Genomic DNA, 20,246 nt, shown 5'->3' with positions numbered 1-20,246 from the left:
TGCCGGCCCTGTCGCGGGTAAACCCGCTCCCACAGGTGCACCGATGGGCTTCAGGGCTGCGGTGTTCCTGTGGGAGCGGGTTTACCCGCGAAAGGGCCGGCACTGGCGAACAGACAAAGGAACAGCAATGGCTGCCCGCATCGAAGACTACGCCCTGTTGGGCAACTGCCGTAGCGCCGCGCTGGTCAGCCGCGATGGCTCGCTCGACTGGCTGTGCCTGCCACGCTTCGACGCCCCGGCAGTCTTCGCCGCCCTGCTGGGCAACGAAGAAAACGGCCGTTGGCGCCTGGCCCCCAGCGACCCGGTGGAGCACAGCAGCCGTCGCTACCTGGACGACACCCTGGTGCTGGAAACCACCTGGGTCACGGCCAGCGGTCGCGCTCGTGTGCTCGACTTCATGCCGCTGGGCGAGCTCAATTCGGTGGTGCGTATCGTCGAGGGCCTGGCGGGTGAAACCCACTTCGAGATGGACTTGGTCATGCGCTTCGACTATGGCCGCAGCGTACCCTGGGTGGAGCGGGTGGCACCGCTCACGCTCAGTGCCGTGGCCGGGCCTGATCGCCTGGTCCTGGCGGCGACGGTAGCCCCGCAAGCGCAAGATCACCATACCGTGGCCCGCTTCCGGGTCGGTGCGGGCCAGCGGCAGGTGTTCAGCCTGCGTCACCAGCCATCGCACCTGCCGCTGCAAGCGGACTGCGACATCGACGATGCTCTGAAAGACACCATCGACCAGTGGCAGACCTTCGCGGCCCGCTGCCCCGAGGTCGGCGCCTACAGTGCCCTGGTGCGCCGTTCGCTGCTGACCCTCAAGGCCATGACCTACGCCCCCACCGGCGGCATCGTCGCGGCGGTCACCACCTCGCTGCCTGAGCGCGTCGGCCGCGAACGCAACTGGGACTACCGCTTCTGCTGGCTGCGCGACGCCACCATGACCCTGCTGGCGTTCATGAACCTGGGTTATTTCGACGAAGCCCAGGCCTGGCGTGAATGGCTGCTGCGCTCAGTGGCCGGCAACCCCGAACAGATGCAGATCATGTACGGCCTGGCCGGTGAGCGCGACCTGCAGGAATACACCCTGCCATGGCTGGCCGGCTACGAGCATTCGCAGCCGGTGCGCGTGGGCAATGCGGCCTCGACGCAGACCCAGCTCGACATCTACGGTGAACTCGCCGATGCCATGGCCCAGGCCATCAACGGCGGCTTGCCGCGCCACCCGCGCAGTGCCGCCATCGCCCGGCTGATCCTGCCTTACCTCGAGCGCATCTGGCGCGAGCCGGACGAAGGCATCTGGGAAGTGCGCGGCGGCCGGCAGCAGTTCGTGCATTCCAAGGTCATGGCCTGGGTGGCCTTCGACCGTGCCGCGGGGCTGGCCGACACCACCGAGGAGGGCCGCGAGCGTGGCCAGCATTATCGCCAGGTGGCTGAGCAGATTCGTCGCGAAGTGTGTGAGCAGGGCCTGGACGCCAGCGGCCAGTTTTTCGTCCAGGCCTATGGCTCGAGCGAAATGGACGCCAGCTTGCTGCAGATCGCCCTGACCGGTTTCCTGCCGGTGGATGACCCGCGCTTTTTGCGCACCCTGGAGCAGATCGAACAGCGCCTGCTCAAGCATGGCCTGCTGCTGCGCTACGACAGCGACAGTTGCAGCGATGGCCTCACGCCCGGCGAGGGCACCTTCCTGGTGTGTTCGTTCTGGCTGGCCGACGTCTATGTGCTGCTGGGCCGCCAGGCCGAGGCCCAAGCCCTGTACCAACGCCTGACCGGCCTGTGCAACGACCTCGGCCTGCTGGCCGAGCAGTACGACCCGGTCAGCCAGCGCATGCTCGGCAATTTCCCGCAGGCATTCAGCCATATCGGCATCATCAATACCGCGCTGAACCTGCACCGGGCCCAGTGCCCGGTACGGGACCGGGCGACCCGGCGTTGAACTGCGCGATGGCTGGCATGCAGCTGCCGGGCGGCTAGAGCAGACCCCAACTTTTCAGAAAGAACCGCGTCATCCCGGCAAAAGGGCGGTCTGCATCGGCCTGGGTTCGTATGCGCAGCAAGAACTCACGCTGGCGCTCGGCAGCAAAGTCACCTTCCTGAAAAAGTAAAACCAGGGTCTCCAGCGTTTCGTAGGTATTCCAGCGCAGGCGCAGCAATTCCTGGCGGTTCAACCCGAGCACGTCCTCCGCAGCCTTCACCGCCCTGCTGGATTGACTGGAGCCGGTTACGGCGACCAACCAGACTTCGCGTGTTTCCGGGATGGCTTTCCAGGCAAAGAACTGTTCCGGGTCGGCGACGTAGGGGTTGATGAGCTCAGCATCCTCCTGCGCGTAGAGTTGGGCCACTGCCGCATCCGTGGTGGTGACTGGGTCGGGGCAAATAGTCTGCAACAAGGATTTCAGCTCTGCGCCGTCGCTGGGAAGGGTTAACGGCACTGCAGGCGGCGCGAGCCTTGGGCCCTGTACCGGAAACGTATCGCCTTTATAGGTCTGGTTGCAGATCTGGCAGCTGAACGTGTAGTTGTCGTAGCAATACGCCAACCACCAGTACTGGCTTTTGGGGCGGAAGTGTTCGACGTCGCCATGCGCTACCACGGCTGTGTCCGCTTCACAGTAGATGCACTTGTTGTAGGACTCGACCTTGAGTTGCGCCTTGGCGCGGCCCCAGACCTGACGGTTCTTGGGCCTGAAGTTGACCGTTCCGGTATGGCCGTCGTCCTGGTAGTACTGCACCAGGTTGTTGAGTTTGGTTTCCAGTTGAGTCCCGGTGAAGCCCTTGAGTTTTACGGCGGAGCGAGTGCGCGAGACCTTGATCATGGCTCGCTCTCTAGGTTTTTGGTGATGGCGGTGAGTTTGTCTGGCGATATCCTGGTTTTGCGCTTGTTCTTGAGCAATGAAGATTTGAGGCTGCGGATCAACTCGGCTTGCTCTTTTGCATAGTGCGGCATGACGTCCCATTCGGGGGCTTCGTTCAGGATTGTCTGCAGCGCTTTCAGCTGCGCGGCTTCTTGCTTGTTGAGCGAGTCTTTGAGGCTGAGTGCTCTGGCTGCGTTGCGAGCCTTTTCGATTTCGACTGATTCCAGCGAGTCCAAACCGAACATGGGGCTCATCAGCAGTTGATGGAGCATCATCTTGCGCGGTTCGCCGATGAACGGCACCAGGGTCGGCGTTGCCTCTGCACCTTCCCTTCGGATGACATAGAGTTCACCTTCACCGCTCTGCTGTGCCGTGAGCGCCGAGTGCGTGGTAGCGATGAACTGGAAGTTCGGCAGGGTGCTGGAGAGAAACTCAACCAGATGACGCCGCCACACCGGATGCAGGTGCAGATCGATTTCGTCGATCAGCAGTACCCCGCGCGTGCTCAGGGGGTTCTTGCGGTCGGGAAAGGTTTCGGTGATCCGGTACAGTAGGTCGCCACACCAGGCAGCCATGTTCTGGTAACCGTCGGAAAGTTGGTTGAGTGGTATTTCGCCATCTACCGTGTTGAAAATGATCTGCCGCGTGGCCCGATCGATTCGCGAGAACTGCATGCCGGGTAGCAGCTTGTCCAGCGCTTCGTTGACCGCGCCCATCATCGACGACAGGCCTTTTCGGTAATCGAGGTCCATCACCCACTGTTCAAGTGACACCAGGCTGGCGTCTGGCGAAAACATGGTCGCCATACCTTGCGCCCGTGGTACGCGCGAGCGCTCATCGGGGAACGTGGAGCGCATGTTGAGCACCGGTGGCCGACGGGAAACACCGTAGGCCAGCACAAAGTAGTTGCGATCGGCTTTGGCAATCGCGGCATCCAGCGCTTCCAGTGAGGCATGGTTGTTCGCGAAGATCTTGCGGATTCCGTCACCACGGTTGATTTCCAGTGCAATCTCTCGGGTTTCGCCCTTGGCGGTAACCAGTGTTCCTTCAATACGGCATTTCTTGGCGCCATTCCTGATCCATGCATCAGGGTCGCCGAGCAGTTCCGGAAGGGCATCGCTGCCTGCCAGCAGCAATGCTATGGCTCGCAGCACCGAGCTTTTGCCGCAGCCGTTTTCGCCGAGTAGCAAGGTCCAGCGACGCGTTCCGCCGGCACTGGCATGGAAGTCCAGGTCCAGGGACTTGATCGAACGGACATCGCGCAACGCGATTCGCACCAGATACATCGTGAGGTCCTTCCAGTTCCGTAAGCGTATCAGTCATCTTCAAAGGCGACTGGCTATTGCCGAGGGGGCTTGGGCAATGATCAACGTCATGCCTGTCAGCAACAAGGTGGCGCACATTTTAGCAGTTGCGAGGAACTACCCGAACCGAGTATCAAGGCTTTTCACACAGAGCCTAGCGCCAACACCATTCGGCACGGAGCACACATGGGTATTCGCGGTACTGATCGACAGATCGACAACATCGAGTTCAATGTCAGCGACATCGCACGGAGCAAGGCATTCTATGGCAGCGTGTTCGGCTGGGCCTTCACTGACTATGGGCCAAGCTACACCGAGTTCAGCGATGGGCGCTTGACGGGTGGTTTTACCACCGGCGAGCCGGTGCGCCCCGGTGGGCCATTGGTGATCCTCTATGCCGACGATCTCGACGCCACGCAGCAACGGGTCGAGGCGGCTGGGGCACGCATCAGCCGGGCGACCTTCGCTTTCCCCGGCGGGCGGCGTTTTCAGTTCATCGACCCGGACGGCTATGAACTGGCGGTGTGGACGGCGCAAGCCTGATGGCCAACCACAAGATCGAAATCCGCCGGCGCAATATCGGCAAGATCCTGCAGGCGGCGGAAAAGGTATTCGCCGAGAAGGGTTACGGTGCCACTTCAATGGGCGATATCGCCGAGCAGGCCGAGTTGCCGCGTTCCAACCTGCATTATTACTTCAGCACCAAGGACGAGCTGTTCCGCGCGGTGTTGCAGGACCTGCTGGAGGTGTGGAAGCAGGATGCGCTGTGCTTCGAGAACTTCGATGACCCGCGTGTGGTACTGACCAGCTATATCCGCGCCAAGATGGGCCATTCGCGCTCACGGCCGCTGGGTTCGAAAATCTGGGCCGAGGAGATGCTGCACGGGGCGCCGGTGCTGGGGGCGGACCTGGCGGAAAGCCTGGTGCCCTGGGCAAAGCTCAAGGAAGCCAAGATCCGTCGCTGGGTGGAGGAGGGGCGCATCCTGGCGGTGGAGCCTTCGGCGCTGTTGTACATGATCTGGGCGTCGACCCAGCACTATGCCGACTTTGGTTACCAGGTCGAGCTGCTCAATGGTGGCGAGGCGTTGTCGGACATGGCGTTCGAGAATGCGGTGCAGACGGTGACTTGCGTGATTTTGCGGGGGATCGGGCTGGAGCCTTGATTGGCAAAGCCTGGTTTGCGCGGGGCCGTACAGGCGCGGCCTTGTGTCGCGAAAGGGCCGCAGAGCGGCCCCGTCGATTTACGCATCGATAGATGAATCGGGGGCCGCTTCGCGGCCCTTTCGCGGCACAAGGCCGCTCCCACAGGGGTAGTGTGAACTCGAAGCCCGCGCAGTTCCTGTGGGGTCGGCCTTGTGCCGCGAAGCAGGCGACGCGGAGGATGGCACCGGCTGCGCCGGTATTCGCGGCTGAAGCCGCTCCCACAGGTGTAGTGTCACGCGAAGCCAGCGCAGTACCTGTGGGAGCGGCCTTGTGCCGCGAAGCAGGCGACGCGGAGGATGGCACCGGCTACGCCGGTATTCGCGGCTGAAGCTGCTCCCACAGGTGTAGTGTCACGCGAAGCCAGCGCAGTACCTGTAGGAGCGGCCTTGTGCCGCGAAGCAGGCGACGCGGAGGATGGCACCGGCTGCGCCGGTGTTCGCGGCTGAAGCCGCTCCTACAGGGGTAGTGTCACGCGAAGCCAGCGCAGTACCTGTGGGAGCGGCCTTGTGCCGCGAAGCAGGCGACGCGGAGAATGGCACCGGCTGCGCCGGTGTTCGCGGGGCAAGCCCGCTCCCACAGGAACAACGCCAGCTTGGAACATTTGAGCAAGACCGTTACTCCTACCAGGATTGCGTCAGTCGGTCGGGTAGCGATCCGCTTCAACTGGCCTCGCGGTAGGGATTACGTGGGTCCTGCGTCCAGTTCAGGTACGGCTTGCCGGTATCCTGCGCCACCATGTCGATGCAGCCTTCCACCGGGCAGGTGATCTGGCACAGGTTACAACCGACGCATTCCTCTTCCACCACGCTGTAGGCATGCGTGCCATCGGCCTTCAGCGTGCTGGCAATAGCCTGGTGCGAGGTGTCCTCGCAGGCAATGTGGCAGCGCCCGCAGCCAATGCACGCCTGCTGGTCGATGTACGCCACCGACTTGTAGTTCATGTCCAGGTACTTCCAGTCGGTGGTATGGGCCACCGCCTGGCCACGGAACGCCTCGATGTGGCCATGCCCATGCTGGTCCATCCAGCGCGCCAGGCCATCCTTCATGTCCTCGACGATGCGGAAGCCATGCAGCATCGCCGCTGTGCACACCTGCACGGCACCGCTGCCCAGGGCCATGAACTCGGCAGCATCACGCCAGTTGCCGATGCCGCCGATGCCGCAGATCGGCAAGCCACGGGTTTGCGGATCGCGGGCGATTTCCGCCACCATGTTCAAGGCGATCGGCTTGACTGCCGAACCGCAGTAGCCGCCATGGGTGCTCTGGTCGCCGACGATGGGGTGGGCGACCATGCGCTCCAGGTCGACACTGGTAATGGAGTTGATGGTGTTGATCAGCGACACCGCATCGGCCCCGCCACGGTGCGCGGCGCGGGCCGACTGGCGGATATCGGTGATGTTTGGCGTGAGCTTGACGATCACCGGCAGCGCGCAATACGTCTTGCACCAGCGGGTGACCATCTCCACGTACTCCGGCACCTGGCCCACCGCCGCGCCCATGCCTCGCTCCGGCATGCCGTGCGGGCAGCCGAAGTTCAGCTCAATGCCATCAGCCCCGGTGGCTTCCACCAGCGGCAGGATGAACTTCCATGACTCTTCCACGCACGGCACCATCAGCGACACGATCAGTGCGCGGTCGGGCCAGTCCTTTTTCACCTGGGTGATTTCGCGCAGGTTGACCTCCAGCGAACGGTCGGTGATCAACTCGATGTTGTTGATACCCTGTACTTGGCGATTCGGGCCATAGTGCGCCGAATAGCGCGACGACACGTTGACCGCCGCCGGGTCCTCGCCGAGGGTCTTCCACACCACGCCGCCCCAGCCAGCCTCGAAGGCACGTACCACGTTGTAGGCCTTGTCGGTTGGCGGTGCGGAGGCCAGCCAGAACGGGTTGGGTGCCTTGATACCGGCAAATTCTATCGTCAGGTCGGCCATTTACGCTGCCTCCACATTGAGCATGAGTTGGGCATGGATGGCTTCGGCGGCCAGCTTGCCGTGTTGTACGGCCTGGACGGTCAGGTCCTGGCCCAGGGCGGTGCAGTCGCCACCGGCGTAAATGCCCGGCAGGCTGGTCTGCATGTTTGCATCGACCCGAATGCGCTCGCCGTCGCGCGCCAGTTGTGCCGCCAGCGGGTCGCCGAGGCTGCTGTCGTCGAAGCGCTGGCCGATGGCCTTGAAGATGGCATCGGCGGCCAGCTCGAAGGTTTCGCCACTGTCGCGCAGGCGGCCGTCAGCCAGCTCGGTGCGGGCAAAGCGCATGCCGCGCACCTTGCCGCTGGCATCCAGCAGTACGGCATCGGGGCGAGCCCAGGTATGCAGGCGTACCTGGTTGGCCTTGGCGATGTCCTGTTCATGCCCGGTGGCGCCCATGTCGGCATGGCCGCGGCGGTACACCAGGTTGACATCGCGGGCGCCCAGGCGGCTCATCTGCACCGCCATGTCGATCGCGGTGTTGCCGGCGCCGATCACCAGGCAGCGGTCGGCCAGTGGCAGTTGGCCGAGGTCATCAGCCTGGCGCAGTTCGCGGATGTACTCGGTGGCGGCGAGCAGGCCTGGGGCGTCTTCAGCGGCCAGGCCCAGCTGGCGTACGGCATTCAGGCCGAGGCCGAGGAACACCGCGTCATACTGGTCGCGCAGCTCGCCCAGGCTGAGGTTGCCACCCAGGCGCTGGCCATGCCGTATCTCGATGCCGCCGATGCCCAGCAAAAACTCCACTTCACGCTGGGCAAAGTCATCCACCAGCTTGTAGCGGGCAATACCGTACTCGTTCAGGCCACCGGCCTTGTCGCAGGCTTCGAACACCACCACGTCATGCCCGTGCATGGCCAGGCGATGGGCGCAGGCCAGCCCGGCCGGGCCGGCGCCGACCACGGCGATGCGCTTGCCGGTGGCTGGCGAACGCTGGAACGGGTGCGCGGTGAAATGCGCATTGTCCAGGGCATAGCGTTGCAGCTGCCCGATCAGCACCGGTGCGCATTCCTCGGCATTGTTGCGCACGCAGGCTTGCTGGCAGAGGATTTCGGTGGGGCAGACGCGGGCACAGCTGCCGCCGAGAATATTCGCCGAAAGGATGCGTTCGGCGGCGCCTTGCAGGTTGTCGTCACTGATGCGGTGGATGAACGACGGGATGTCGATTTCGCTGGGGCAGGCGTTGACGCAAGGGGCGTCGTAACAGTACAGGCAACGCGCACTTTCGACCGCGGCCTGGCGAGCAGTGAGGGGTGGGGCCAGGTCGCTGAAGCGCTCGGCCAGCTGGTCGGCACCGGCCCGGGGGCGCGGCAAGTGGTTCAGGGCGTCGATCACGGTTGTAGCCTCTCTATTTTTTTTGGATGCAGGCAACAAGGATTGCGGTGGTTTCTTGGGCCGCTGCGCGCCCCATCGCGACACAAGGCCGCTCCTGCAAGGAACCGCATACTCCTGTGGGAGCGGCCTTGTGCCGCGATGGGCTGCGCAGCAGCCCCAATGGCTTCAGCGCTGCACGGGCGTCGGCCGTTGCACTTCGGCCCTGCGCCCGAGCACCTCATACACCGACGGATACGCCGGCCGTTCCACGTAGCGCCCCGCGCCCGCTTCTGCGCGCAGGTCGCCATCGGCCCAGCGCAGCTTGCCCTGGCTGATGGTGTGGCTGGGGATGCCGCGCACAGTGCGGCCCTCGAAGATGTTGAAGTCCACCTGCTGATGGTGGGTCTTGGCCGAGATGGTGCGGGTACCTTGCGGGTCCCACAGCACCAGGTCGGCGTCGGCGCCAACGCGAATGGCGCCCTTGCGCGGGAACAGGTTGAAGATCTTTGCCGTATTGGTGGAGGTCAGTGCGACGAATTCATGCATCGACAGGCGCCCACTGTTGACCCCGGCATCCCACAGCACTGCCATGCGGTCCTCGATGCCAGCCGTGCCATTGGGAATCCGGCTGAAATCATCCCGGCCCATGGCTTTCTGCTCGGCGCAGAAACAGCAGTGGTCGGTGGCGGTGGTGTGCAGGTTGCCCGACTGCAGGCCGCGCCACAGCGCCTCCTGGTGTTCGCGCGGGCGGAATGGCGGGCTCATCACATAGCCGGCGGCGGTGGCCCAGTCCGGGTCGCGGTAGACGCTGTCATCCAGCAGCAGGTGGCCAGGCAGTACTTCCCCGTACACCGGCTGGCCCTTGCCGCGGGCATAGGCAATTTCATCCAGCGCTTCGCGGCTGGAAACGTGCACCAGGTACAGCGGAGTACCGAGGGTTTCGGCAATGCGAATGGCGCGGCTGGCGGCCTCGCCCTCGACTTGCGAGGGGCGCGACAACGGGTGCGCTTCCGGCCCGGTCAGGCCCTGGGCCAGCAGTTTTTTCTGCAGGTGGTACACCAGCTCGCCGTTCTCGGCATGCACGGTGGGCACCGCACCCAGTTGCAGGCAGCGTTCGAAGCTGGCCACCAGGGTGTCGTCGGCGGCCATGATGGCGTTCTTGTAGGCCATGAAGTGCTTGAAGCTGTTCACCCCATGCCTGGCGACCAGTTCGCCCATCTCTTCGGCCACCTGCTCGCTCCACCAGGTGATGGCGACGTGGAAGCCATAGTCGCTGGCGCTTTTCTGCGCCCAGCCACGCCAGGTGTGGTACGCCTCCAGCAACGATTGCTGCGGGTTGGGGATGACGAAGTCGATGATCGAGGTGGTGCCCCCGGCCAGGCCGGCAGCGGTGCCGCTGAAGAAGTCCTCGCTGGCCACGGTGCCCATGAACGGTAACTGCATGTGCGTGTGCGGGTCGATACCGCCGGGCATCAGGTAACGGCCGCTGCCGTCGAGGATCTCGCAGCCGGTGGGCGGCTCGAGGTTCTGACCGATGGCGCGGATCAGGCCATCGGCACACAGGACATCGGCGGGGTAACTTTCTTCGTGGGTGACCACGGTGGCGCCACGGATCAACAGGGACATGCCGTCTTCCTCGCAGGCTGACCGGTCTGGGCCGGTTCTTGGAATTGTCAGGGGCAGGCGGGCAGGGCGGTTAATCCTGTCATGCCTGACAAGATTCGAGGCTAGATGCAGATCCCGGATTCAGCAAGAAAATTTTCCCATGAATTTTATGGTTTTTAACTCGCTGAAAATAAACGATTAATTTCACAAGCTGTACTGGCGACGGGGCTTTCGGGAAGGTTGTCTGACTTGACAAGATGAAAAACTGGTCGAGATTTTCAAGCACATAAAGCGTGTACTCCGGCCGTCGGATCGACCCGATGAGCGAACAACTAGAAGAACATCTGGAGAAGCCTCCCATGCAGCAGAGCAGATCGGAAGTGGTCGAGCAGGATGGCCTGTTCGAGCTGGCCGAGGGCAGCGATGTCCTCGACAGCCCGCGCTACAACCACGATATCGCCCCGACCAAGGTGCACCAGCGCACCTGGAACAAATGGCACATCACCGCCCTGTGGGTGGGCATGTCCATCTGCGTACCCACCTATACCCTTGGCGGCGTGCTCACCGCCTACTTCGGCCTCAGCGTGGGCGAGGCCTTGCTGGCGATCCTGCTGGCCAACCTGATCGTGCTGATCCCGCTCACCCTCAACGCCTTTCCCGGCACCAAGTACGGCATCCCGTTCCCGGTGCTGCTGCGGTCGTCGTTCGGCATCCTCGGCTCCAACGTACCGTGCCTGATCCGCGCGGTGGTCGCCTGTGGCTGGTTCGGCATCCAGACCCTGTTCGGTGGCCTGGCCATCCACCTGTTCCTTGGCTCGGTGTTCGACGGCTGGAAGGCCTTGGGCGGTACCGGCGAGGTGATCGGCTTCATGATCTTCTGGTGCCTGAACCTGTGGGTGGTGCTGCGCGGCGCCGAGTCGATCAAATGGCTGGAAACGCTGTCGGCACCGCTGCTGGTAGCGGTGGGCGTCGGCCTGCTGATCTGGGCCCTGCCGCACATGTCGATGACCGAGTTGCTGGCCCAGCCGGCCAAGCGCCCGGAAGGCGCGAACGTGTTCGGTTACTTCTGCGCCGGGCTCACCGCCATGGTCGGTTTCTGGGCCACGCTGTCGCTGAACATCCCCGACTTCAGCCGCTACGCCCGCAGCCAGAAGGACCAGATTCTCGGGCAGATCTTCGGCCTGCCGCTGACCATGTTCCTGTTCGCTGCCCTGGGCGTGGTGCTGACCGCCGCCTCGGCGTCGCTGGTCGGCGAGACCGTGGCCGACCCGGTCAGCCTGATCGGCAAGATCCACAGCCCGTTCTGGGTGGCCCTGGCCATGGCCTTGATCGTGATCGCCACGCTGTCGACCAACACTGCGGCGAACATCGTGTCGCCGACCAACGACTTCCAGAACATCGCCCCGCGCCTGATCGGGCGTAGCCGCGCGGTGTGGCTGACCGGCTTCATCGGCTTGGCGCTGATGGCCCATGAGCTGTTCAAGAAGCTGGGCTGGATCGTCTCCGACCTGAGCCTGGAGAGCGTGTATTCCAACTGGTTGCTGGGCTATTCCAGCCTGCTGGGGCCGATCGCCGGGATCATGGTGGTGGACTACTTCCTGGTCCGTCGGCAGCAGCTGGACCTGGCCGGGTTGTACCGCGACGACGTGTACCCGGCCTGGAACTGGGCTGGTTTTGCCGCCTTTGCATTGCCGGTAGCGTTGACCGTGATGGCTATCGGCAACAGCAGTTTCAGCTGGTTCTACGACTATGGCTGGTTCACCGGCTCGCTGCTGGGAGGGGGGCTGTACTACCTGTTCGCCGGGGTGCTGGCGCGGAGCCCGGCGCAGGTGGCCAAGCCTTTGCCTTGAGACCGCGTGTGCTGCTTCGCAGGGTGCCCGCCTAGAGGCTGGCACAGACAACAACAAAGCCTGAAGGAGAAACCCGTGACCGAAGTCCAAGAGATCCTCGACACCAGCGCCCGGCATATCGACAGCGCCCGCCTGTGGCAATCGCTGATGGACCTGGCACGCCTCGGTGCCACTGCCAAGGGCGGTGTCTGCCGTCTAGCCCTGACCGACCTCGACCGCCAGGCCCGCGACCTGTTCGTGCAATGGTGCGAAGCCGCCGGCTGTACGGTGAGCATCGACGCGGTCGGTAATATCTTCGCCCGGCGCCCGGGGCGTAACCCCAAGCTGCCGCCGGTGATGACCGGCAGCCATATCGACACCCAGCCCACCGGTGGCAAGTTCGATGGCTGCTTCGGGGTCATGGCTGGGCTGGAGGTGATCCGTACCCTCAACGACCTGGGCGTGGACACCGAAGCACCGCTGGAAGTGGTGGTATGGACCAACGAGGAGGGCTCGCGCTTTGCCCCGTGCATGATGGGCTCAGGCGTATTCGCCGGCAAGTTCACCCTGGAGCAAACCCTGGCCAAGCGGGACGCCCAGGGTGTCAGTGTCGGCGAGGCATTGAACGCCATCGGCTACGCCGGCCCGCGCGCGGTGCCGGGCCACCCGGTGGGGGCCTATTTCGAAGCGCACATCGAGCAGGGGCCGATCCTGGAAGACCAGGCCAAGACCATCGGCGTGGTACTGGGTGCCCTTGGCCAGAAGTGGTTCGACCTGACCCTGCGCGGCGTCGAAGCGCATGCCGGCCCGACCCCCATGCACCTGCGCAAGGACGCCCTGGTCGGCGCCGCCGCCGTGGTCGAGGCGGTCAACCGCACCGCCCTCGGCCATCAGCCGCATGCCTGTGGCACGGTGGGTTGCCTGCAGGCCTACCCCGGCTCGCGCAACGTGATCCCGGGCGAAGTGCGCATGACCCTGGACTTCCGCCACCTGGAGGCTGAGCAACTGGATGCGATGATCAGTGAAGTACGTGCCGTGATCGAGGCGACCTGTGCCAGGCACGGCTTGAGCCACACGCTGGTGCCGACAGCGGACTTCCCGGCGTTGTACTTCGACAAAGGCTGTGTCGATGCCGTGCGCGCGTCGGCCGAGGCGCTGGGCTTGGCACACATGGACATCGTCAGCGGGGCAGGGCACGACGCGATCTTCCTGGCCGAAATGGGCCCGGCGGGGATGATTTTCGTGCCTTGCGAGAACGGCATCAGTCACAACGAAATCGAGAACGCCAACCCCGAGGACCTGGCGGCGGGTTGCGCGGTGTTGCTGCGCGCGATGCTGGCGGCGTCGGAGGCAATTGCCAGCGGGCGCCTGGCGGCTTAGCAACGCCGCCCCGGCAGCGCGGGCACGTCGCCGGTGCAGTCATCCGCTCGGTTCAAGGCTGCCATCGCGCCCGATGTGATAGCGCTGCAGGTCCTGCGCCAGGGTCAGGTGCCCGCTGTAATGGGCAGCGGCTTCGTCACGTATATCGACAATGCTCGGGCTGCGCCGTGGGTCCGGCTGGTAGCGGGCGCTGAAGTGGGTGAGCACCAGGTTGCGCACGCCAGCCGCTTCGGCAAAGCGCGCCACCGCTGCTGCGGTGCTGTGGCCGAAGGTGACCCCGGTACGTGCGACCACTGGCTGGGTGAACGTGGCTTCGTGCACCAGCACGTCCGCGCCCCTGGCAGCGTCGGCCAGCAGTTCTGGGTTGTCGTTGTCGCCGCACACGATCACTCGCCGTGGCGGACGGGACGGGCGCAGGTAGTCCCGGCCGTGCAGCATCCGCCCGCCGTGCTCCACCGCCAGGCCCTTGGCCAGGTCGCCCCACAGCGGCCCGCGGGGGATGCCTTCAGCTTCCAGGCGTGCGATATCCAGGCGGGGTTCGGGGTTCAGTTCGGTGAACACGAAAGCGACGCTCGGGACCCGGTGCGACAACTGCACGGTAGTGACCTGCATCGCCTCGCTGTGCCACTCCAGCAGGTCCTCCACGGCCAGCAGGCGCAGTTCGAACGGCAGGAAGGTGTCGCTGGCCGCCAGCCCCTGACGCACCCATTCGTGCAGGGCAACGGGCAGCACCAGGTCAAGTGGCTGGGTGCGTCCGCTCATGCCGGCGCTGGCCAGCAGGCCCGGCAGGCCGAAGCAGTGGTCGCCATGTACATGGGTGATGAAGATCGCCCGCAGGTCGCGGATCGAAAGCGGTGTATGCAGCAGCCGGTGCTGGGTGCCTTCGCCGCAGTCGACCAGGTACCAGTGGCTGCCCGTGGCTTCAATCACGGCCGTGGCGCTGACATTGCGTGCCTTGGTGGGCACCCCGGCGGAGGTGCCGAGGAACAGCAGATCCATTACAACTCCTTGGTGATGCCCAGGCCCGGCTGGCCGAGCCGTCCTGTGGTTTCAGGGGCGTGCTTCGGCATCCGCCTGGCGCCAGATCAGCTTGCTGGTGTCGTAACCCTGCTCCCGAGCGATATCCAGCAGTTGGTCTCGCGTCTGGTCGGGGATCGCCGGTGTGCGCGACAGCAGCCACAGGTACTCACGGTTGGGGTGGCCGACCAGCGCCACGCGGTAGTCCTTGTCGTGGTACAGCACCCAGTACTCACCCTTGGTCAGGCCGGGTGCCAGGCGGCTGAACCAGTTGTCGAAACGCACCCAGAGTTTGTCGGTACTACCCGGTTGCTGAGCTTCGGCGATGCCCTTGGCTTCATTCCACTGGCCGTCCTTTTCCCGGCAGCGGTTGGTCACGTCGATGCGGCCGTCCGCACGCAGGCCATAGTGTGCCTCGGACTGCACGCAGTTGCGTTGGAAGAACATCGGCAACCGCGCCAGTTCGTACCAGGTGCCTTGGTAGCGTTGCAGGTCGACCTGCTGGGTATGCGGTGGCGCCGGGTGGTCGTTGCCGGCGCAGCCGAGCAGGGCCAGGGTCAGGCAGGAAAGCAGCAGCGGGGTGCGTAGCGCCATGGTCGAGCTCCTTGCGGTGGATGGGGCTTACCTGTGTTTCGATGCGCGCGCGCGGCAAAAGTTGTACAGAATTGTTCTTTCAGAACGAGCCGGTCTGCACGTCGCCAGTGCGCGCATAGCGGGCGATGATTACACCCTTTGGCGAAACCTGCGAGTGCTGCAGGGTGAAGGCCGCCGCTGCGGCATCGTCGCCGAACAGGCGTTTGCCATGGCCAAGCAGCAATGGGTGGATCAGCAACAGCAGCTCATCGACCAGGCCGGCTGCCAGCAGTTGCTGCACCAGTTCACTGCTGCCCTGGGTCAGCAGGTTGGCACCGTCCTGTTGTTTCAGCGCCCGCACCGCTGCGCTGATGTCCGCACCCAGGCCATGGCTGTTATGCCAGGCGAGGGTCGCCGGGGTGTGGGTGGCGACATGCTTGGGCACGCTGTTGAACAGGTTGGCGATGGAGAAGTCTTGTGAACTGCCATCCACCTTCGGCCAGTAAGCCGCGAAGATGTCGTAGGTACGCCGGCCCAGCAGCAGTTCGAAGGGCTGGCTGAACAGCGCCTGCATGGCCTGGCCGAAGACTTCCTCGGCGTAGGGCACGACCCAGCCGCCGTAGCTGAAGCCGCCGCTGGCGTCTTCCTGCGGGCCGCCGGGGGCCTGCATGACCCCGTCGAGGCTGATGAACGCGGCTACGATGAGTTTGCGCATGGGGACTCTCCTGTTGGCAGCCGGGGTGGCTGCTGGCGTGGGATAGTCGAATGGCAGGCAGCAGAATCGACAGCAGCTCGTGCTTTCTCTACGCTGGCCCTCCCGCCGACAAGTTAGCTAGTACAGGCGTGCCGCGCACTACCTTGGGAGCTGGCGTGCCGGCGGCAGGGCCAGTGCAGGCTACCTCACAGCCAGTAGGTCACCGCCCACCAGCCCAGCCCACCCATCACCACGGTGTAGGGCAAGGCCATCCAGACCATGCGCCCATACGACAGCCGGATCAGCGGCGCGATGGCCGAGGTCAGCAGGAACAGGAACGCGGCCTGGCCGTTCGGGGTTGCCACGCTGGGCAGGTTGGTGCCGGTGTTGATCGCCACCGCCAGGGTCTCGAAATGCTCGCGGCTCATGCCGCCATTGACAAACGCCTGCTTCACTTCGGTGATGTAGATGGTGGCGACGAACACGTTGTCGCTGATCGCCGAAAGCAAGCCATTGGCCAGGTACAGCATGCCTGGCTGCTGTTCGGCCGGCAGCGCCAATACCCAGGTAATCAGCGGGCTGAACAGCTGCTGTTGGTGGATCACCGCCACGACGGCGAAGAACACCACCAGCAACGCGGTGAACGGCATGGCGTCCTGGAAGGCGCGGCCCAGGCGGTGTTCATCGGTGATACCGGTGAACGCGGTGATCAGCACGATCACCATCAGGCCGATCAGGCCGACTTCGGCAGCATGCAACCCCAGGCAGACGATCAGGATCAGCGCGGCGAAGCCTTGCACCCACAGCGCGATGCGCTGGGCGGGGGTGCGTGCGGCGTCGTCCTCGGTGGCGTAGGCGGCCAGCACCTGGCGCACCGGCTCGGGCATCAGCGTGCCGTAACCGAACAGGCGCAGTTTCTCCAGCAGCACGCAGGTCAGCAGGCCGGCAGCCAGTACCGGTAGCGATACCGGCGCCACCTTGAGGAAAAAATCGGCAAAATGCCAGCCCATTTCGTGGCCGATCAGCAGGTTCTGCGGCTCGCCCACCAGGGTGCAGACACCGCCCAGGGCAGTTCCCACCGCGCCATGCATCAACAGGCTGCGCAGGAAGGCACGGAACTGGTCAAGGTCTTCACGGTGCAATGCCGCGACCTGCTGGTCACTGTCCAGCGCAACGTCTTCGCGTGGGTTGGCCCCGGAGGCAACACGGTGGTACACCGCATAGAAGCCGACCGCGGCGCTGATGATCACGGCGGTCACGGTCAGCGCATCGAGAAACGCCGAGAGGAATGCCGACAGCACGCAGAACAGCAATGCCAGGATTGCCTTCGAGCGTACCCCAAGCAGGATGCGCGAGAACAGGAACAGCAGCAGTTCCTTCATGAAGTGGATGCCTGCGACCATGAACATCAGCAACAGGATGACCGGGAAGTTGTGCTGCAACTCTTCGTACAGGGCTTGCGGAGTGGTCATCTGCAACAGCAGGGCTTCGACCAGCAGCAGGCCGCCGGGCATCAGCGGGTAGCATTTCAGGGCCATGCCCAGGGTGAAGATGAACTCGAGCACCAGCGCCCAGCCGGCTGCGACTGGGCCAAGGCTGGCCAGCAGCAGCGGGTTGAGGACCAGGAACAGGCAGATGACCGCCTTGTACCAAAGCGGCGACTGGCCCAGGAAGCTGTGGGCGAGGGCCCCAGTCAGGGAGCGCGACATGAATATGTTTCCTTATGATTCGGCGATGGCGAACGGTGCCGCATCAGCGCGCCTTAGGCAAGGCATGCAGTCCCGTTTTTGGCACAAGCGCGGCCATCGGGCTGGGTTACCATCCGTGACATGAACTTTCACCCCCAGGAGTGCCGCCCGTGACCGAGTACAGCGCATTCAAGGTCGAACTGACCGACAACATTGCCCACGTGCAGATCAACCGCCCGGAAAAGGTCAACGCGATGAACGCCGCCTTCTGGGAAGAGATCATCGATATCTTCCAGTGGGTCGACGATACCGACGCGGTGCGGGTCGTGGTGCTCAGCGGCGCCGGCAAGCATTTTTCCGCCGGCATCGACCTGATGATGCTGGCCTCGCTGGCGGGCCAGATGGGCAAGGATGTGGGGCGCAACGCGCGCTTCCTGCGCAGCACCATCCTGCGCCTGCAGGCCTCGTTCAATGCCGTGGACAAGTGCCGCAAGCCGGTACTGGCCGCTGTGCAAGGCTATTGCATTGGCGGTGCCATCGACCTCATCGCGGCCTGCGACATGCGTTACTGCAGCGCCGACGCGCAATTTTCGATCAAGGAGATCGACATGGGCATGGCCGCCGATGTCGGCACACTGCAACGTTTGCCTCGTATCATCGGTGACGGCATGATGCGTGAGCTGGCCTTCACCGGGCGCAATGTCGAGGCCGCAGAGGCGCTGCGCATTGGCCTGGTCAACCGGGTCTATGATGAACAGGCCGCGCTGTTGGACGGGGTCTTTGCCATCGCCCGCGAGATTGCCGCAAAATCACCGATTGCCGTGGCTGGCACCAAGGAAATGCTCAGCTACATGCGCGACCATCGCATTGACGATGGCCTGGAATACGTCGCCACCTGGAACGCCGCGATGCTGCAGTCCGAAGACCTGCGCGTGGCCGTAGCGGCGCACATGAGCAAACAGAAACCGACGTTCGCCGACTGACCGGGCCGGGGGACGCGCAGTAAAGGATCCCCCGACATGTCAGCACGCTGGACTACTGCAGTACTCGACCCGCAGATCACCGGGGGGCTGGCCGTGGCCCGCAGCCCGGAAGGGTTCCTGGTGGACGCCAACGGCGCGTTGTTCTCCCGCGACTGGCTCAAGCGTCAGGACCTGGATGTGCTGTGCGAACACGGCATCGGCCACTTCGATGGCCAGCCGGTGTTCCTGCTGGAGCTGCGCAGCGCCACCGAGATGCCTGGTTGTGCCTGGCGTGGCCTGCGCGCGTTCATGCTCGAAGGCGACTTCGACACCTACAAGGTGCTGGGCTACGCCGCCCAGATCGGCACCTGGGCGCGCGAGCACCGCTTCTGCGGCAGCTGCGGCCAGGCGATGACGCAGATCCGCTGGGAGCGGGCGATGTACTGCCAGCCCTGCGACCTGCGCAGCTACCCTCGCATTTCGCCGAGCATGATCGTGCTGGTGACCCGTGGTGACGAGATCTTGCTGGCGCGCTCGCCACGCTTTGTCAGCGGGGTGTACAGCACCCTGGCAGGCTTCGCCGAACCGGGTGAGTCGGCGGAGGATTGCCTGGTGCGCGAAGTGCGCGAGGAAGTGGCGGTGGAGGTGCAGAACATCCAGTACGTGGGCAGCCAGTGCTGGCCGTTCCCGCACTCGATGATGCTGGGCTTCCATGCCGAATACGCCGGGGGCGATATCGTCATGCAGCCGGACGAGATCGAGGATGCCAGGTGGTTCAGCGTCCACGACCTGCCGCCGCTGCCGGCCGGGCGCTCCATCGCCCGCTACCTCATCGACCTCTACGTTGCACGGAGGCTGGGCTGTGATATCCCTGCTTTCCCGTCCTAGCTGCAGTGAGAAATGTTCTCCGACTAGGCGCAGGGCGCAGGCAATGGTCATTCCATTGCCAAGTCCTGCAACGACGGCGGACGACATTTCTCGCGCAGATAGGGCGGGTAAGCAGGGGTATCACAGCCCATCAGGCCTGCCCGAACCAGTGCTGCCACGCTAGGCGCACGGTCAAGGCCAGCACCACGGTGATGAACACCGGGCGGATGAACTTGCTGCCGCCGCTGATCGCCGTGCGTGCGCCGAAGAAGGCGCCCACCATCACTGACAGGCCCATGCACAGGCCGACGATATAGTCCACCTGCCCCGAGATGATGAACACCGTCAGCGCCGCGATGTTGCTGACGAAGTTCATGCTGCGTGCCACACCGCTGGCGCGCACCAGGTCGATGGGGTACAGCAGCAGGGTGCTGACGGTCCAGAACGCACCGGTGCCCGGGCCGGCGACGCCGTCGTAGAAGCCCAGGGTGAAGCCTTGGGGCAGCTGCCATTTCTTCCGGATCGGGGCGTCGGCATCGAGCGGTGCCTTGGGCGTGCCGCCGAACAGCAGGTAGACGCCACAGGCGAAGACGATCACCGGCAGCATCTTGTTCAACCATTCGGCTGGCATGTAGTGGGCGATCACTGCGCCGAGCAGGGCCCCGGTCAGGGTGGCGAACAACGCCGGGCGCCATTGCGCAGGGTGGAACAGCTTGCGCTTGTAGTAGGTGAAACCCGCCGTCGCCGAGCCGAATGTGGAACTGAGCTTGTTGGTGCCCAGCACCAGGTGCGGTGGCATGCCGGCGGTGAGCAATGCGGGGGTGGTAAGCAGGCCGCCGCCGCCGGCGATGGCATCGATGAAACCGGCGATGAAGGCGACCAGCGCCAGGATCAGCAGGGTGAGCGGTTCTACGGTGAGTTCAAAGGGCATGGGGGTTGGCAGGCAAGGAGGCAAAGGGGGCGGCAAACGGCCGCGCTAGAGGCTGACATGGTAATCCTGAGG

At 64.2% G+C, this 20,246-nt stretch carries 17 protein-coding genes; 7 read left to right on the top strand and 10 right to left on the bottom strand.

Annotation, left to right across the window (positions count from 1 at the left end; translation table 11 throughout):
- Positions 1-127 precede the first annotated feature (127 nt).
- Complete coding sequence (locus QSV36_RS16195; protein ID WP_289133225.1) at positions 128-1,924, top strand: glycoside hydrolase family 15 protein; 1,797 nt, start codon at positions 128-130, stop codon at positions 1,922-1,924.
- 34 nt (positions 1,925-1,958) lie between these two features.
- On the opposite strand, the gene QSV36_RS16190 is transcribed toward QSV36_RS16195, so the two are convergent.
- The gene (locus QSV36_RS16190) at positions 1,959-2,801 is read right to left on the bottom strand and encodes an HNH endonuclease family protein (RefSeq protein WP_289133223.1); all 843 of its coding nucleotides are present in this window, start codon (positions 2,799-2,801) and stop codon (positions 1,959-1,961) included.
- Positions 2,798-4,126: an AAA family ATPase gene (locus QSV36_RS16185; protein ID WP_289133220.1), complete on the bottom strand. Its 1,329-nt coding sequence runs from the start codon at positions 4,124-4,126 to the stop codon at positions 2,798-2,800. Before QSV36_RS16185 ends, QSV36_RS16190 begins: the two co-directional genes overlap by 4 nt.
- Before the next feature lie 204 nt (positions 4,127-4,330).
- Between QSV36_RS16185 and QSV36_RS16180 the strand changes: the two genes are divergently transcribed.
- Together QSV36_RS16180 and QSV36_RS16175 are read left to right on the top strand one after the other, a co-directional pair.
- On the top strand, positions 4,331-4,687 hold the full coding sequence (locus QSV36_RS16180; protein ID WP_289133218.1) for a VOC family protein: 357 nt from the start codon (positions 4,331-4,333) through the stop codon (positions 4,685-4,687).
- Positions 4,687-5,307 carry a TetR/AcrR family transcriptional regulator gene (locus QSV36_RS16175; protein ID WP_289133215.1) on the top strand — a complete coding sequence of 207 codons (621 nt, stop codon included), beginning with the start codon at positions 4,687-4,689 and terminating at the stop codon, positions 5,305-5,307. Before QSV36_RS16180 ends, QSV36_RS16175 begins: the two co-directional genes overlap by 1 nt.
- Positions 5,308-6,006: 699 nt before the next feature.
- On the opposite strand, the gene preA is transcribed toward QSV36_RS16175, so the two are convergent.
- The 3 genes from preA to hydA all read right to left on the bottom strand — a co-directional run bounded on the left by preA (position 6,007) and on the right by hydA (position 10,254).
- Positions 6,007-7,281, bottom strand: a complete 1,275-nt coding sequence (preA, locus tag QSV36_RS16170; protein ID WP_289133213.1) for an NAD-dependent dihydropyrimidine dehydrogenase subunit PreA — start codon at positions 7,279-7,281, stop codon at positions 6,007-6,009.
- Complete coding sequence (locus QSV36_RS16165) at positions 7,282-8,649, bottom strand: NAD(P)-dependent oxidoreductase (RefSeq protein ID WP_289133212.1); 1,368 nt, start codon at positions 8,647-8,649, stop codon at positions 7,282-7,284.
- Positions 8,650-8,814: 165 nt separating this feature from the next.
- Entirely contained in the window at positions 8,815-10,254 is a 1,440-nt protein-coding gene (gene hydA / locus QSV36_RS16160; RefSeq protein ID WP_289133210.1) for a dihydropyrimidinase, read from the bottom strand.
- 338 nt (positions 10,255-10,592) lie between these two features.
- Between hydA and QSV36_RS16155 the strand changes: the two genes are divergently transcribed.
- Together QSV36_RS16155 and QSV36_RS16150 are read left to right on the top strand one after the other, a co-directional pair.
- Complete coding sequence (locus QSV36_RS16155) at positions 10,593-12,083, top strand: NCS1 family nucleobase:cation symporter-1 (RefSeq protein ID WP_289133208.1); 1,491 nt, start codon at positions 10,593-10,595, stop codon at positions 12,081-12,083.
- 75 nt (positions 12,084-12,158) lie between these two features.
- Positions 12,159-13,442, top strand: coding sequence for a Zn-dependent hydrolase (locus QSV36_RS16150; protein ID WP_289133207.1), 1,284 nt, complete (start codon positions 12,159-12,161; stop codon positions 13,440-13,442).
- A 39-nt stretch (positions 13,443-13,481) separates the two neighbouring features.
- Here the strand turns inward: QSV36_RS16150 and QSV36_RS16145 are convergent, their stop codons facing one another.
- From QSV36_RS16145 to nhaB, 4 genes are all read right to left on the bottom strand, one after another.
- A complete protein-coding gene (locus tag QSV36_RS16145) occupies positions 13,482-14,441 on the bottom strand; it encodes an MBL fold metallo-hydrolase (RefSeq protein WP_289133206.1) in 960 nt (319 codons plus the stop codon).
- A gap of 51 nt (positions 14,442-14,492) precedes the next feature.
- The gene (locus tag QSV36_RS16140; protein ID WP_289133205.1) at positions 14,493-15,053 is read right to left on the bottom strand and encodes a lipocalin family protein; all 561 of its coding nucleotides are present in this window, start codon (positions 15,051-15,053) and stop codon (positions 14,493-14,495) included.
- 79 nt (positions 15,054-15,132) lie between these two features.
- Positions 15,133-15,747 carry a dihydrofolate reductase family protein gene (locus tag QSV36_RS16135; protein ID WP_289133203.1) on the bottom strand — a complete coding sequence of 205 codons (615 nt, stop codon included), beginning with the start codon at positions 15,745-15,747 and terminating at the stop codon, positions 15,133-15,135.
- Between the two features lie 185 nt (positions 15,748-15,932).
- Positions 15,933-17,435, bottom strand: a complete 1,503-nt coding sequence (nhaB, locus tag QSV36_RS16130; protein ID WP_289133200.1) for a sodium/proton antiporter NhaB — start codon at positions 17,433-17,435, stop codon at positions 15,933-15,935.
- Positions 17,436-17,584: 149 nt separating this feature from the next.
- Between nhaB and QSV36_RS16125 the strand changes: the two genes are divergently transcribed.
- Together QSV36_RS16125 and nudC are read left to right on the top strand one after the other, a co-directional pair.
- Positions 17,585-18,397 carry a crotonase/enoyl-CoA hydratase family protein gene (locus tag QSV36_RS16125; protein ID WP_289133197.1) on the top strand — a complete coding sequence of 271 codons (813 nt, stop codon included), beginning with the start codon at positions 17,585-17,587 and terminating at the stop codon, positions 18,395-18,397.
- 36 nt (positions 18,398-18,433) lie between these two features.
- Positions 18,434-19,264, top strand: a complete 831-nt coding sequence (gene nudC / locus QSV36_RS16120; RefSeq protein ID WP_289133195.1) for an NAD(+) diphosphatase — start codon at positions 18,434-18,436, stop codon at positions 19,262-19,264.
- Between the two features lie 130 nt (positions 19,265-19,394).
- Here the strand turns inward: nudC and QSV36_RS16115 are convergent, their stop codons facing one another.
- Positions 19,395-20,174: a TSUP family transporter gene (locus tag QSV36_RS16115; RefSeq protein ID WP_170030592.1), complete on the bottom strand. Its 780-nt coding sequence runs from the start codon at positions 20,172-20,174 to the stop codon at positions 19,395-19,397.
- Positions 20,175-20,246 lie beyond the last annotated feature (72 nt).

Source organism: Pseudomonas sp. BCRC 81390, from assembly GCF_030341915.1.
Lineage (GTDB): Bacteria > Pseudomonadota > Gammaproteobacteria > Pseudomonadales > Pseudomonadaceae > Aquipseudomonas.
This window is presented reverse-complemented; position numbering and strand designations above follow the sequence as displayed.

Excerpts from the sequence above, each read along its gene's own strand:
- QSV36_RS16195 (WP_289133225.1), top strand. The coding sequence starts at position 128 with ATGGCTGCCCGCATCGAAGACTACGCCCTGTTGGGCAACTGCCGTAGC.
- QSV36_RS16190 (WP_289133223.1), bottom strand. The coding sequence starts at position 2,801 with ATGATCAAGGTCTCGCGCACTCGCTCCGCCGTAAAACTCAAGGGCTTC.
- QSV36_RS16185 (WP_289133220.1), bottom strand. The coding sequence starts at position 4,126 with ATGTATCTGGTGCGAATCGCGTTGCGCGATGTCCGTTCGATCAAGTCC.
- QSV36_RS16180 (WP_289133218.1), top strand. The coding sequence starts at position 4,331 with ATGGGTATTCGCGGTACTGATCGACAGATCGACAACATCGAGTTCAAT.
- QSV36_RS16175 (WP_289133215.1), top strand. The coding sequence starts at position 4,687 with ATGGCCAACCACAAGATCGAAATCCGCCGGCGCAATATCGGCAAGATC.
- preA (WP_289133213.1), bottom strand. The coding sequence starts at position 7,281 with ATGGCCGACCTGACGATAGAATTTGCCGGTATCAAGGCACCCAACCCG.
- hydA (WP_289133210.1), bottom strand. The coding sequence starts at position 10,254 with ATGTCCCTGTTGATCCGTGGCGCCACCGTGGTCACCCACGAAGAAAGT.
- QSV36_RS16155 (WP_289133208.1), top strand. The coding sequence starts at position 10,593 with ATGCAGCAGAGCAGATCGGAAGTGGTCGAGCAGGATGGCCTGTTCGAG.
- QSV36_RS16145 (WP_289133206.1), bottom strand. The coding sequence starts at position 14,441 with ATGGATCTGCTGTTCCTCGGCACCTCCGCCGGGGTGCCCACCAAGGCA.
- QSV36_RS16140 (WP_289133205.1), bottom strand. The coding sequence starts at position 15,053 with ATGGCGCTACGCACCCCGCTGCTGCTTTCCTGCCTGACCCTGGCCCTG.
- QSV36_RS16135 (WP_289133203.1), bottom strand. The coding sequence starts at position 15,747 with ATGCGCAAACTCATCGTAGCCGCGTTCATCAGCCTCGACGGGGTCATG.
- nhaB (WP_289133200.1), bottom strand. The coding sequence starts at position 17,435 with ATGTCGCGCTCCCTGACTGGGGCCCTCGCCCACAGCTTCCTGGGCCAG.
- nudC (WP_289133195.1), top strand. The coding sequence starts at position 18,434 with ATGTCAGCACGCTGGACTACTGCAGTACTCGACCCGCAGATCACCGGG.
- QSV36_RS16115 (WP_170030592.1), bottom strand. The coding sequence starts at position 20,174 with ATGCCCTTTGAACTCACCGTAGAACCGCTCACCCTGCTGATCCTGGCG.